Source organism: Enterocloster sp. OA13 (genome assembly GCF_022440595.1).
Classification (GTDB): domain Bacteria; phylum Bacillota; class Clostridia; order Lachnospirales; family Lachnospiraceae; genus Enterocloster; species Enterocloster hominis.
This window is the reverse complement of the sequence record NZ_JAKNTF010000001.1, coordinates 3,658,714-3,670,972: the sequence shown is the minus strand read 5'-3', so window position 1 is coordinate 3,670,972 and position 12,259 is coordinate 3,658,714. Positions and strand designations below refer to the sequence as shown.

At 51.6% G+C, this 12,259-nt stretch carries 12 protein-coding genes; 8 read left to right on the top strand and 4 right to left on the bottom strand.

Annotation, left to right across the window (positions count from 1 at the left end; genetic code table 11):
- Positions 1-436: 436 nt before the first annotated feature.
- Positions 437-1,432 carry a radical SAM protein gene (locus MCJ35_RS16310; protein ID WP_025486390.1) on the bottom strand — a complete coding sequence of 332 codons (996 nt, stop codon included), beginning with the start codon at positions 1,430-1,432 and terminating at the stop codon, positions 437-439.
- A gap of 30 nt (positions 1,433-1,462) precedes the next feature.
- Complete coding sequence (locus MCJ35_RS16305) at positions 1,463-2,353, bottom strand: helix-turn-helix domain-containing protein (protein WP_025486391.1); 891 nt, start codon at positions 2,351-2,353, stop codon at positions 1,463-1,465.
- Between the two features lie 184 nt (positions 2,354-2,537).
- On the opposite strand from MCJ35_RS16305, the gene MCJ35_RS16300 reads away from it, so the two are divergent.
- Both MCJ35_RS16300 and MCJ35_RS16295 read left to right on the top strand, forming a co-directional pair.
- Positions 2,538-3,587: a mannonate dehydratase gene (locus tag MCJ35_RS16300; protein WP_008718250.1), complete on the top strand. Its 1,050-nt coding sequence runs from the start codon at positions 2,538-2,540 to the stop codon at positions 3,585-3,587.
- Positions 3,588-3,950: 363 nt separating this feature from the next.
- Positions 3,951-4,793 carry an SDR family oxidoreductase gene (locus MCJ35_RS16295; protein ID WP_120056908.1) on the top strand — a complete coding sequence of 281 codons (843 nt, stop codon included), beginning with the start codon at positions 3,951-3,953 and terminating at the stop codon, positions 4,791-4,793.
- Positions 4,794-4,801: 8 nt separating this feature from the next.
- Here the strand turns inward: MCJ35_RS16295 and MCJ35_RS16290 are convergent, their stop codons facing one another.
- Positions 4,802-6,031, bottom strand: coding sequence for a 6-phosphofructokinase (locus tag MCJ35_RS16290; protein WP_008718246.1), 1,230 nt, complete (start codon positions 6,029-6,031; stop codon positions 4,802-4,804).
- Positions 6,032-6,321: 290 nt separating this feature from the next.
- Between MCJ35_RS16290 and kduI the strand changes: the two genes are divergently transcribed.
- The 3 genes from kduI to MCJ35_RS16275 all read left to right on the top strand — a co-directional run bounded on the left by kduI (position 6,322) and on the right by MCJ35_RS16275 (position 8,812).
- Positions 6,322-7,164, top strand: a complete 843-nt coding sequence (kduI, locus tag MCJ35_RS16285; protein WP_008718245.1) for a 5-dehydro-4-deoxy-D-glucuronate isomerase — start codon at positions 6,322-6,324, stop codon at positions 7,162-7,164.
- Between the two features lie 62 nt (positions 7,165-7,226).
- Positions 7,227-8,033, top strand: coding sequence for a gluconate 5-dehydrogenase (locus MCJ35_RS16280; RefSeq protein ID WP_025486392.1), 807 nt, complete (start codon positions 7,227-7,229; stop codon positions 8,031-8,033).
- Positions 8,034-8,104: 71 nt separating this feature from the next.
- Positions 8,105-8,812: a GntR family transcriptional regulator gene (locus MCJ35_RS16275; protein WP_008718242.1), complete on the top strand. Its 708-nt coding sequence runs from the start codon at positions 8,105-8,107 to the stop codon at positions 8,810-8,812.
- Between the two features lie 9 nt (positions 8,813-8,821).
- On the opposite strand, the gene MCJ35_RS16270 is transcribed toward MCJ35_RS16275, so the two are convergent.
- Positions 8,822-9,013, bottom strand: a complete 192-nt coding sequence (locus tag MCJ35_RS16270) for a hypothetical protein (RefSeq protein WP_025486393.1) — start codon at positions 9,011-9,013, stop codon at positions 8,822-8,824.
- Between the two features lie 146 nt (positions 9,014-9,159).
- On the opposite strand from MCJ35_RS16270, the gene MCJ35_RS16265 reads away from it, so the two are divergent.
- From MCJ35_RS16265 to MCJ35_RS16255, 3 genes are all read left to right on the top strand, one after another.
- Positions 9,160-9,378, top strand: a complete 219-nt coding sequence (locus tag MCJ35_RS16265; protein ID WP_025486394.1) for a helix-turn-helix domain-containing protein — start codon at positions 9,160-9,162, stop codon at positions 9,376-9,378.
- Positions 9,379-9,520: 142 nt separating this feature from the next.
- Positions 9,521-11,008, top strand: coding sequence for a sensor histidine kinase (locus MCJ35_RS16260; protein ID WP_025486395.1), 1,488 nt, complete (start codon positions 9,521-9,523; stop codon positions 11,006-11,008).
- Positions 11,005-12,012: a response regulator transcription factor gene (locus MCJ35_RS16255; RefSeq protein ID WP_240299572.1), complete on the top strand. Its 1,008-nt coding sequence runs from the start codon at positions 11,005-11,007 to the stop codon at positions 12,010-12,012. The genes MCJ35_RS16260 and MCJ35_RS16255 overlap by 4 nt, the downstream gene beginning before the upstream one ends.
- Positions 12,013-12,259: the final 247 nt, after the last annotated feature.

The window sequence follows — 12,259 nt, the reverse complement described above, 5'->3', positions numbered from 1 at the left end:
TAAGTAGAAACATTTATTATTAAGTGGTTGATAGCATTTTCAATTAGCTATCTCAAGAGTATCAATAAAAATCGTGTATCGGTTTAGTGATATGACGAGAAAGTATCATTAGAACGAAATAGATTGATACCGGATAGTATAGTAAGCAAGAAGTAAGGAAAATGAATCAGACATACTGGTAAGATGAAGTAACAGGAGCGTAGTAGCAATAGTAGAGAGGTGTAACAACTTAATATAGAAGTAAAAAGAAACAATTGTTTCAGAAAAGTGAGGCTTGGTCCAATGGACGAAATAGTCAGAAGACGGATATCGTAATCGAGAACGTGGTTAGTCAAAGATTCGATATCCGTCTTCTATGTTGTGTAGGAAGCCTTGATGATAAGGATAAGAGGGAATGTTGGGCGTTTCGGATGAAGGGGCGCTTTTTTTGTGGGTTTTACAGGCCTTCCAGGTCAAAGGGGGGCGTGTATTCCTCCTTTGCACTGCTCTTTTGCTGCATGAAACCATGGGTGAGACCAAGCTCCAGTGCGGCGTCCACCACGCGGTTGTATTCGTAGGTGGTTATGCGGCGGTTCAGGCCGGGATAGCTGCTGCTGCGGTGATAGGGCGTGTACTGGCTCAAGAGGCTGATCAGGTACTGGTCCTGGGGCAGGTTCTCTTTTATCCAGTGCAGAAGTGCAATGGAATCATCCTTATGGCCGGGAAGGACCATGTGGCGGATGATGACGCCTTTTTGCATGAGGGACGGGTCTGATTCCTGCCACACAGGGGCGCCTGTCTGGCGTATCATCTGAAGGATGGCCAGGGAGGCCCGTTCAAAGTAATCACCGGCGCGGGAATATCTGAGGGCCAGACGGTTATCATAATATTTGAAATCAGGAAGCCAGATATCCACATAACCTTCCAGGGCCTTGATGGTTTCAATGGTCTCATAGCCGCCGCTGTTGTAGACAATGGGAATGGCAAGCTCAGGGCGGACAAGGTCCAGGGCCGCCGTGATATGGGGCAGGTACTGGGTCGGTGTCACCAGATTGATGTTATGGGCGCCCTTGGCCTGCAGATCCAGGAAGATGCGGGCCAGCTGTCTGGTGGACAGCTCTTTCCCAAAGTTTTGGCTGCTCAGCTCCCAGTTCTGGCAGAAACAGCAGCGCAGGGTACAGCCTGAGAAGAACACGGTCCCGCTGCCGCCGGGGCCATTTTCCGGCCCGCTGATGCAAGGCTCCTCCCAGTGATGGAGGGCGGCGCGGGCAGCCTTCAGCTCATGGGTGCAGCCGCAGAAGCCCGCGGCCCTGGTATCTTCAGCCATGGTAGGGTCAGCCTTGGTATCTTCAGCCATGGAATGGCCGGCCCTGGTACGGTCGGCCTTACATGCCCTGGGACAAAGGCTGCAGGATGTGTAGCTGTCAAAGGAAATAGGGGTTCTGTGCTGCATGATTTGATATTCTCCTGGTTTTATATTCTCCTAAATGGTATAGTCCTGCTGTGCAGGCAGACGGTGCTGCTCCCTGTATTCTTTTGGGGAAACCCCGTATTCCTTTTTAAAGGCCCGGAAAAAGCTGGTATAGTCCTTGAAGCCGTACTGGTGGTACACATGGCTGATTGGCTGGTCGGACAGGATTGCATTTTTACTGGCATGCAGGCGCTTTTTAAGGATGTACTGGTGAAGGGGGATGCCCATGTTATCCTTGAATATGTGGGAGATATGGTATTTGCTCACATAGAAAAAGGCGGAGAGGCTGTCCAGGCTTAAATCTCCTTCCAGGTGCTGGTTTATATAGTCACAGATATTGAGGTACAGGACATTTTCGTAGACCGCGGACTTCTGATGCAGGCTGTCATAGAGCAGGCGGTTGATATAGACCAGGAATGATACGGCCATGAGTTCGGATGCCAGACGGTGGAAGGCCCGCCCGCTGCCGGATTCCTCAATCAGGTCGGTCAGTTTTCCCTGAATCTCCTGGGTAGTGATGGTATCTGTGTGGAAGCGGTAGACCTGATGGCTTTCGGCATAATCAAAGCCGTAAGCCAGTTCCTCATCTGCCTGGCGCAGTTTGCGGTAATAATCATTTCCCAGCCAGAAGACAAAGCGCCGGTAGGGCTTGTCATGGGAGAGGAATTCGGGAAAATGCGGGACGCCCGGAGGAATCAGGAGACAGTCGCCGTATTCCAGCTGATAGCTTTTATCCCCCATGTGATATTCCACGTCACCTTCCAGAAAGAAGTAGAACTCATAGTAATCATGGACATGGGCGGCCACGGATTTAAGCGTGGCATCATTGTAATAGAACAGCTCAAAATCAACGGGCTGCATGTATTGCCTGGTGTTGAAATCCGAGGATATCTGTTTTTTCACGGGGAGTCTCCTTTCCGGCCGGTTTTCGTGCGGACCTGATTTATTTTACCCAATCTTAGCATGAAACAACAACATTTGCAATATGCACAACAAGTATCACTATGGACGAAAATCCTGAATCTGTTATAATAAAACTAAGTTAAGGGACAGATACCAACAACAATTCTTAAGGAGGAGTTTACACATGAAATTATCATTCAGATGGTACGGAGAAGATGACAAGGTAACCCTGGAGAACATCCGCCAGATTCCGGGCATGCAGTCAATTGTAACTGCTGTGTATGATGTGCCCGTAGGCGAGGTATGGAGCCGCGAGAGCATTGCTAAGTTAAAAAAGCAGGTTGAGGAAGCAGGCCTTGGCTTTGATGTGATTGAGAGCATCCCGGTCCATGAGGATATCAAGCTGGGTAAGCCGTCCAGGGACAAATATATTGAGAACTACTGTGAGAACATCCGCCGTGTGGCTGAAGCAGGCATCAAGTGCGTATGCTATAATTTCATGCCGGTATTTGACTGGACAAGGACCCAGTTAGACCATGAGCTGGGCGATGGTTCCACTTCCCTGGTATATTATCAGGAGCAGGTAGATGCAGTGAATCCGTTAAACAGCGACAGCGACCTGACCCTTCCGGGCTGGGATTCCAGCTACACAAGGGATGGACTTAAGGCTGTTGTGGAGGAATACCACAACCTGACCGAGGATATGCTGTGGGATAATGTAAAGTATTTCCTGGAGCGCGTGATTCCGGTTGCAGCTGAGTGCGATGTGAATATGGCGATTCATGAGGACGATCCATGTTGGAGCATTTTCGGCCTGCCAAGAATCATTACCTGCGAGGAGAACCTGGACCGTTTCTTAAAGCTGGTGGACGACAAGCACAACGGCATCACGCTGTGCACCGGTTCCCTGGGCTGCTCTGCCAAGAACGACGTGGTAAGGATGGCCGGGAAGTACGCCGCCATGGGCAGGATCCACTTTGCCCACATCAGGAACGTGGCTGTGCTGGACAATGGATTTGAGGAGAGGGCACATCTGTCCTCCTGCGGTTCCCTGGATATGTTCGGCATCGTGAAGGCCCTGGTGGACAATGGATTTGACGGTTATGTAAGACCTGACCACGGACGTATGATCTGGGGCGAGACAGGACGCGCAGGATATGGCCTGTACGACAGGGCACTGGGCGCAACTTATCTGAACGGACTGTTTGAGGCAGTGGAGAAGATGAGCCGGTAATCCGTGGACGGTTGTGGGCGGTTCTGCGGATTGGATTTTGTAAAATGATTTCATGAAAGATATGTTTCATAAAGCGATGGGAAAGGATCAGTGGGAAGATGGGCTGGTCCTTTTTCCTTATTATGCAGGTTTTTTGATGTGGCAAACGCATGGTGAGGAATGGTAATGCATGCTTAGGAATGGAAACGTATGGTGAGGAATGGAAACGTATGGTGAGGAATGGAAACGCATGGTGAGGAATGGAAACGCATGGTGAGGAATGGAAATATATGGTGAGGAATGGTAACGCATGGTGAAGAATGGTAATGTATGCTGAGGAATGATAAAGCATGCTAAGCAATGGATGTAAGGAGGTATATGGATATGGAGTTTGGATTGGATCTGTCAGGACGCATGGCTGTGGTGACGGGAGCAGGAGGCATCCTGTGCGGTATGTTTGCCCGGACCCTTGCGCAGGCAGGGGCATCGGTGGCGCTGCTGGATATCAACCTGGAGGCGGCGGAGCGGACGGCCAGGGAGATACAGGCCCTGGGAGGCAATGCGGCTGCCTATGAAGTGGACGTGATGGACAAGGACAGGCTGGAAAGCGTCCATGCCAGGGTGCTGGCCGAGCTTGGACCGTGCGATATCCTCATTAATGGCGCCGGGGGCAACCAGGCATGTGCCAATACATCCAAGGAGTATTTTGAGATGGGGGATATTGAGGCGGATGTGGCTACCTTTTTTGATCTGGAATACAGGGGCGTGCAGAAGGTGCTGGATTTGAACTTTTTAGGCGCGTTCCTTACCTGCCAGGTATTTGCAAAGGATATGGTGGGCAGGGAAGGATGCAATATATTAAATATTTCCTCGGCCAGCGCGCTGCGGCCCCTGACCAGGATTCCGGTATACAGCGGCGCCGTGGCTGCGCTCAGCAACTTCACGCAGTGGCTGGCAGTGCATTTTGCCAGGGCGGGAATCCGTGTCAATGCCATTGCCCCAGGTTTCTTTGTGACAAAGCAGAATGAGGGGCTGCTGTATGAGGAGGACGGCACTCCGGCAGCCAGGACGGCCAAGGTGCTGGCCGCCACTCCCATGGGCCGTTTTGGTAAGCCCGGGGAGCTGAACGGGGCGCTGATGTTCCTTTTAAATAATGAGGCGGCCGGTTTCATAACCGGGGTAATCCTCCCGGTTGACGGGGGATTCGCAGCTAACGCAGGGGTGTGACCGGAGGCTTAACAGGCCCCGGCCCTGCTGATATACCGGGGAAGGCCGTTTTCCATGATCCGCTCCGGTTCTCCGGCAATCAGGGGAAGGGCGTATTCATGGAACGCAGGGCTGATGTCGGTGCCGCACGGGGTTATCCATTCCACCGGGAAGCCCTTTTCCTTGTTGCACACATTGCCCACATCCGTAAGGCCGAATTCCAGGCGGTAGCCAGGGCCGTCTGCGCGGGAGCAGGATACCATGCACCCGGTTGCACCGTTAAGGGACTGTTTCACGGCGGTGCGGCCTGAGAGGACGGCCTCCTCCACATCGGCGGCAGAGGCTAAGAGGCTGCTGCACCTCTGGTTCACGTTCAGTTCCACGGAACGGACCTTGACCTGGAAACGGTTGCGAACGTAGCTTTCCAGGATTTTTGCACTGCCTGTGAGCATTTTATGGCCAAATGTATCAAGCTGTGCTTCATTGGAATATTCACATATGAATTTGCCGCTTTTATCACGTATGCCTTCGGACACGCAGATTACTACATTGGGCTGCCGGTCCAGGGCTTTTTTTACATCATCAAAAAAGCGTTCCATGGAGAACGGGACTTCGGGCATGTAGATGAGCAGCGGGTTGTCCCCCACATGCCTTCTTGCCAGGACGCTGGCAGCGGTGACCCATCCGGCGTGGCGGCCCATCAGTTCCACGATGGTGACGGCGGGCTGCTGGTACACGGAGGCGTCCAGGCAGATTTCCCGGACCGTGGAGGCCACGTACTTGGCAGCGCTTCCGTAGCCGGGGGTGTGGTCCGTGACCGGAAGGTCGTTGTCAATGGTTTTGGGGACCCCGATAAAGGATATGGTTTCATGGCGCAGGCGCGCGCACCGGGACAGCTTGTCCACCGTGTCCATGGAGTCATTGCCCCCGATGTAGAAGCAGGCGCCGATGTCCAGTGATGCGAACTTTTCAAACAGAAGCCCGTAGACAGGCGCGTCCATGTTGTTCGGGAGCTTGTAACGGCAGGAGCCTAAGTAAGCGGCGGGGGTCTGCTTTAATAGGAGCAGGTCTTCACTGTTAAGGCTTTCCGACAGGTTCATGCAGTGGCCGGAGAGGAAACCCTCAATGCCGTTTACCATGCCGTAAACCGCGCCTATCTGTTCAGGGTGGCTGCCGCCTTCTGTGATTACTCCGTATAAACTGGCGTTGATGACAGCGGTGGGACCGCCGGACTGGCCGACCAGGATATTCTTTCTCATGATGGTTCTCCTTAATTGTTATCCTTGTTGTTCTTAATGTTGTTCCTTATCTGTTCTTCCTGTTGTTCTTCTTGTTCAGGTCTTTTGAGCAAGTTTCTTTATGAGTATATAACAAACAAAAGGACAATGCAATCAGCTCTTGTTAACATGTATAGAATTCCATTCCAAATTTGTGTATATTGCCAATTGAAAACACATAAGGTCTGTGCTAATCTGTATACAGATATTAAAAGTTGTATACAAGTACGATGATTGGAATACAATCACGAAGTTAAAGGAGGATTTAAGTAATGGATATTCGTTATTCTGCAAATCAGAAAGATGTGAAGCGCTACACCACTGAGGAATTAAGGGATGAGTTCCTGATCCAGAACCTGTACGTGGCAGATGAGGTGGTTGCCGTGTATTCACATGTGGACCGTATGGTGACATTGGGATGCATGCCTGTGACAGAGACTGTTTCCATTGACAAGGGAATCGACTGCTGGAAGAATTTTGGCACCCACTACTTCCTGGAACGCCGTGAGATCGGTATCTTCAACATTGGCGGGGCAGGAAAGATCGTGGCTGACGGACAGGAATTCAACATGGGCTATAAGGACTGCCTGTATATCACAAAGGGCACCAGGGAAGTGTATTTTTCAAGCGTTGACGCTGCCAATCCAGCTAAGTTCTATATGGTAAGCGCGCCTGCCCATACATCCTTCACCACCACCTACATCCCCATCGAGAAGGCTGCCAAGAGACCGTGCGGCGCTTCTGAGACAGCGAATAAGCGCGTGATTAACCAGTTCATCCATCCGGATGTGCTTCAGACCTGCCAGCTGTCCATGGGTATGACCGTATTGGAGGAAGGCAGTGTATGGAATACCATGCCGGCCCACACACATGAGCGCCGCATGGAGATTTACATGTATTTTGAGGTTCCGGGTGACAACGTTGTGTTCCATATGATGGGAGAGCCAACAGAGACAAGGCATATCATCATGAAGAACGAGGAAGCTGTCATCAGCCCGTCCTGGAGTATCCACAGCGGTGCCGGTACATCCAACTATACATTTATCTGGGCCATGGGCGGAGAGAACATGGAGTTTGACGACATGGACACCATGATGCCGAACCAGATGAAATAATACAGCAGCCGGATAACACATGACGATGGCAGGGATGCCTGCCAATGAAGGAGGATAAGGATATGACAGATTATTTACAGAACTTTTCACTGAACGACAAGGTTGCGCTGATTACAGGCGCGTCTTATGGGATCGGTTTTGCCATTGCAAAGGCCATGGCAGGCGCAGGGGCAACCATTGTATTCAATGACATTAAGCAGGAGCTGGTTGACAAGGGCCTTGCGGCTTACAAGGAAGAGGGGATTAAAGCCCACGGATATGTATGCGACGTGACGGATGAGGATGCCGTGAACGGGATGGTTGCCACCATTGAGAAGGAAGTCGGCGTGATTGACATCCTGGTCAACAATGCAGGAATCATCAAGAGGATTCCCATGTGCGACATGTCTGCCGCTGAGTTCAGACAGGTAATTGACGTGGACCTGAATGCGCCGTTCATCGTGTCCAAGGCAGTCATCCCCAGCATGATTAAGAAGGGCCACGGCAAGATCATCAACATCTGCTCCATGATGAGCGAACTGGGACGCGAGACTGTTTCCGCATATGCGGCAGCCAAGGGCGGCCTTAAGATGCTGACCAAGAACATTGCGTCTGAGTACGGCGAATACAACATCCAGTGCAACGGCATCGGGCCTGGCTATATTGCCACACCACAGACAGCGCCTCTGCGCGAGGTCCAGCCGGATGGCTCCAGGCATCCCTTTGACCAGTTCATCATTGCCAAGACACCGGCCGGACGCTGGGGCGAGGCAGAGGATCTGGGCGGGCCGGCCGTATTCCTGGCATCCGAGGCATCTAATTTTGTGAACGGCCTTGTACTGTACGTGGACGGCGGCATCCTTGCCTACATCGGCAAGCAGCCAAAATAAATCGAAGCAGCTGAATGTCAGGCAGCCTTAACAGTATTCAGGCGGCTGCCTGGCGGTATGGGGGTTAAACCATGGGAGAGATGAATTTCAAGAACCGCGGCGAGCTGGTATTTGAGACCCTGAAGCGGGAGATTCTGGACCTGCGTCTGAAGCCGGGACAGATGATAAGTGAAAATGAAATATGCGACCGCTTCGGCGTGTCCAGGACTCCTGTGCGGGACGCCCTCAGGCTTTTGCAGGAACAGGGATTCGCAGAGACCGTCCCCTACCGGGGAACCTATGTGACGCTTCTGAGCCTGGATAACATCAAGCAGATGATTTACATGCGTGTTGCGGTTGAAACCATGGTGCTGCGGGATTTCATGCAGAACCGCACGCCCATGGTGATGGAAGATATCCGCCATGCAATTGCACAGCAGCGGGCGCTGATTGAGGAGGCCGGGTTTGAGCCGGAGCAGTTTTACCACATGGACGCCCAGATGCATTCCATATGGTTTGGCGCTGTAAGGCGCCAGAAGCTTTGGGAAATGCTTCAGGCACAGCAGCTTCACTATACAAGGTTCCGTATGCTGGATTTCATCACTGAGACTGATTTTACGCGCATCATTGGGGAACATGAGGAACTGTTCCGGCTGATTTCAGAAGGAAATGAAAAGAAGCTGGAGGAATCGCTCAAGGAACACCTGTATTACAGCATGAAGCGCATGCGCCATTCCATAGAAGTGGATTATAAAGATTATTTTGAAGAAGAACCAGAAGAAGGGCGGTTTGTCATATGACAAGCCGTTCTATTCTTTTTTAAGATAAATCCGTTCATCCGGATTTTCTTCCAGATACGCTTCCAGGTCTTTTGGGGAGAGGTTGGAACGGACCTCCTCAAAGTAGGCTGCCCCGTCCATGGAGACGAAATCAATCAGGCGTTTCACCACCTCCTCGTCATCCAGTAATTGTTTGATTTTTTCATCCGTAAAATAATCCATCGTCATTTACCTGCCTTTCTATTTCCAATATATGTAATTTATACATCCTAATACCTATAGTATATTCGTAATTGCGAAGATATTCAATATCTGAAATCTATTTTATGCTTAATCTATCAAACAGACCAATTACATAGGAGTAAAAGATGATAGATTATTCACCCTTTTGGAAGACTTTGGAAAAATCGGAGGAAAACTGGTATACCCTTACCAAACATCATCATGTGTCGGACAGCACGCTTCACAGACTGAAGCACAACAAGGATATTTCCATGAAGACAGTGAATGATTTGTGCAGGATACTGAATTGCGATATAGAGAATATCGCAACCTATGTGGCCTCGGATGAGGACCAGAAGCTGTAACTTGGCCGGACAAATCAGAGAACCAGACAGATGCCCTTCAGCTTGGCCCCGTGGCCGTGGCCAGCGGGCATTTTTTTTGATTATCCCTTCCAAAACAGACCAAACTATTATAGAATGTTTTCAGGATGAAAGGAGGCGGGCTGTGGAGACGGAACAGAATAAGAAAAGCAATCCGGGATTCTTTGGCCGCATCTGGCTTTCCTGTTCCCTGGAACGGAAGGTGCGCTATATCGCTGGTTCGGCTGCAATTGTGGTCATCTTGTCCATTGTGGCCAATATCCTGGTTGCAGGCTTTGGCATGAAGGGATTTAACACAGTGCTTCAGAATAATTCCCAGGCCCTGTCCTTCTGGTCCGCCATGTCAGGGGAGAGCAGCGCGTTTGTGACCCTGGTCAGGGACCGGACGGAGGAAAACCAGAAGCGGTTTCATGAGGCGTGTCTTAAATCAGAAGCAGCACTTGAGGGACTGAGCTTTGACTACAGTAAGATCGGGGCGGTCCGGTATGCCAGGACCTGGTCCATTTTCAATATGTATGAAAACTATGCCAGGGAAAGGGATGGGTTCCTGGACATGCGTGAGGGCGACGAGGGGTACATGGACCGCCTGTATACCATCTACCGCGTCCAGGGATATCTGGAGAACCACGCGGGCCGCCTGGAACAGATGACGGTTGAGATGGGGAATGAGAGTTATAAAAGGCAGCAGCCCCTGCTGATTGTCGTGCCTGTGATCAGCGTGCTCTGGGGGGCGGCGGCCCTGCTCATGGTGCGGTGGCTGAAGCGTTCGGTGAACCGCAGCATCGTGCGGCCCGTGGTGGAACTGGCGGAGGATTCAAGGCGCATTGGTGAAAATGATTTTACTGGGCCGGATATCCAGGCAGAGGGACAGGATGAGATTGCCAGCCTGGTCAGGGCGTTCTGTACCATGAAGGAGTCCACAAAGGGCTATATCGAGGCGCTGACTGAAAAGCATGAGATGGAGAAGCAGCTGGACGCGGTGCGGCTTCAGATGCTGAAGAACCAGATCAATCCCCATTTCCTGTTCAATACCCTGAACATGATTGCCAGCACGGCCCAGATAGAGGACGCTGATACGACGGAGAAAATGATAACGGCCCTTGGACGGCTGTTCCGCTATAATCTGAAATCGTCGGACTCGGTCATGCCCCTGGAGCGGGAGCTTAAGGTAATCCAGGATTATATGTACCTGCAGAAGATGCGGTTTGGACAGCGGCTTACATTTACCTGCGACTGCCATCCGGATACGCTGGAACTATTGGTTCCCTCCTTTGCGCTCCAGCCGCTGGTGGAAAATTCCATCAAGTATGGCATCTCACCCAGAAGCCAGGGCGGGAAGATCCACATACGTTCCTGGATGGAGGGGAGACGGCTGTGGATATCCGTGGCGGATACCGGGCTTGGGATGGAAGAGGGACGGCTTCAGGAGATACGGGAAGCGCTTAGGACCGGGGATGAGAAGGCGGCCGGGGTGGGGCTTGGCAATATTTACCGGAGGCTTCACGGCATGTATAAGGATGGGGAAATGTTCCTGTACAGCTGCAAGGGCTGCGGTACGGTGGTGCAGATGGCATTCACAGGGAAAGACCTGAACGGAAAGGATGAAGTATGAACAGATATCGCATATTGCTGGCGGACGATGAACAGATTGAGCGGATGGCGCTGGCAAAACGGCTTGTGAAGCATTTTGGGGACAGCCTGGCAATCAGCGAGGCTGTCAATGGAGCGGATGCCCTGGAGGTGTTTAAGAGGGAGCGGAGCCAGATTGTGATCATGGATATTTCCATGCCGGAAATGAACGGGGCGGAGGCGGCGGAGCACATCCGGGGAATGGATGAGGACTGCGTCATCATTTTCCTGACAGCCTATGATGATTTTGCCTATGCCAAAAGGGCAATCGTAATCCGTGCCCTGGACTATCTTTTAAAGCCCTGTGACGAGGATGAGCTGGTGTCGGTGATGGAGGAGGCCATGCGTCTTACGGACCGCAGGGCGTTACAGAAGGCGCGGGAATCCGGCTTGGATGCGGGGACGGTCCCGGATGGGCATATACCGGTGGGCCTGGGCGGGAACGTGCCGGGAACCCAGGAGGGAGGTGCACTGGGAACCCAGGAGGGAGGTGCACTGGGAATCCAGGAGGGATTTGCACCGGGAACCCAGAAGGGAGGTGCACCGGGAACCCCATTTGGGGATACACCGGGGACTGCGGCCGGGATGGGGGATGGATCCGGGCGTTCGGACACAATCCCCCAGGGCGGCCATGGGCTGGAGGACGCGGGAGCCGCCCGCATGGCCCAGGCAGCAGAAACCATGCGGGAGTATATACGGAATAATTACATGAAGGAGATTTCCATGCAGGATGCTGCAAGGGTGATGAATTATTCGGATGCGTATTTCTGCAAATTGTTTAAACAGTGCTTTGACCAGAATTTTACCTCCTATCTGACTAATTTCCGGGTGAACGAGGCAAAGAAGCTTTTGAAGAACCGGAATATCAGCGTGAAGGATGTGGGAATGCAGGTGGGATATTATGATTCCAATTATTTTGCCAAGGTTTTCAAGCGGATTACGGGCATGATCCCTTCGGAGTACAGGGACAGCCGGACGCAGCATTAGGGCGTGTTTGGAAATGTCCCCCTGGTCTTGTTAATAAAATGACAAAATCTTCTTCCCCAATGACAAACTTTTACGGTACAAATTAAATGCCCCGGGCTATATAATTAAGAAAGTGTTAAGGAAGGCGCCAAAACCTTAATGAATTCTGGATTGTACAGCCGCGGGGTTTCTTTTTATGCGGTATGGTATGGAGGATTTCAGTCCAGAATAAGTACAGACCAGAATAAGTACAGATTGTATGGAACAT

Excerpts from the sequence above, each read along its gene's own strand:
- MCJ35_RS16310 (WP_025486390.1), bottom strand. The coding sequence starts at position 1,432 with ATGCAGCACAGAACCCCTATTTCCTTTGACAGCTACACATCCTGCAGC.
- MCJ35_RS16270 (WP_025486393.1), bottom strand. The coding sequence starts at position 9,013 with ATGGATTATTTTACGGATGAAAAAATCAAACAATTACTGGATGACGAG.
- MCJ35_RS16295 (WP_120056908.1), top strand. The coding sequence starts at position 3,951 with ATGGAGTTTGGATTGGATCTGTCAGGACGCATGGCTGTGGTGACGGGA.
- MCJ35_RS16280 (WP_025486392.1), top strand. The coding sequence starts at position 7,227 with ATGACAGATTATTTACAGAACTTTTCACTGAACGACAAGGTTGCGCTG.
- MCJ35_RS16275 (WP_008718242.1), top strand. The coding sequence starts at position 8,105 with ATGGGAGAGATGAATTTCAAGAACCGCGGCGAGCTGGTATTTGAGACC.
- MCJ35_RS16255 (WP_240299572.1), top strand. The coding sequence starts at position 11,005 with ATGAACAGATATCGCATATTGCTGGCGGACGATGAACAGATTGAGCGG.
- kduI (WP_008718245.1), top strand. The coding sequence starts at position 6,322 with ATGGATATTCGTTATTCTGCAAATCAGAAAGATGTGAAGCGCTACACC.
- MCJ35_RS16300 (WP_008718250.1), top strand. The coding sequence starts at position 2,538 with ATGAAATTATCATTCAGATGGTACGGAGAAGATGACAAGGTAACCCTG.
- MCJ35_RS16290 (WP_008718246.1), bottom strand. The coding sequence starts at position 6,031 with ATGAGAAAGAATATCCTGGTCGGCCAGTCCGGCGGTCCCACCGCTGTC.
- MCJ35_RS16265 (WP_025486394.1), top strand. The coding sequence starts at position 9,160 with ATGATAGATTATTCACCCTTTTGGAAGACTTTGGAAAAATCGGAGGAA.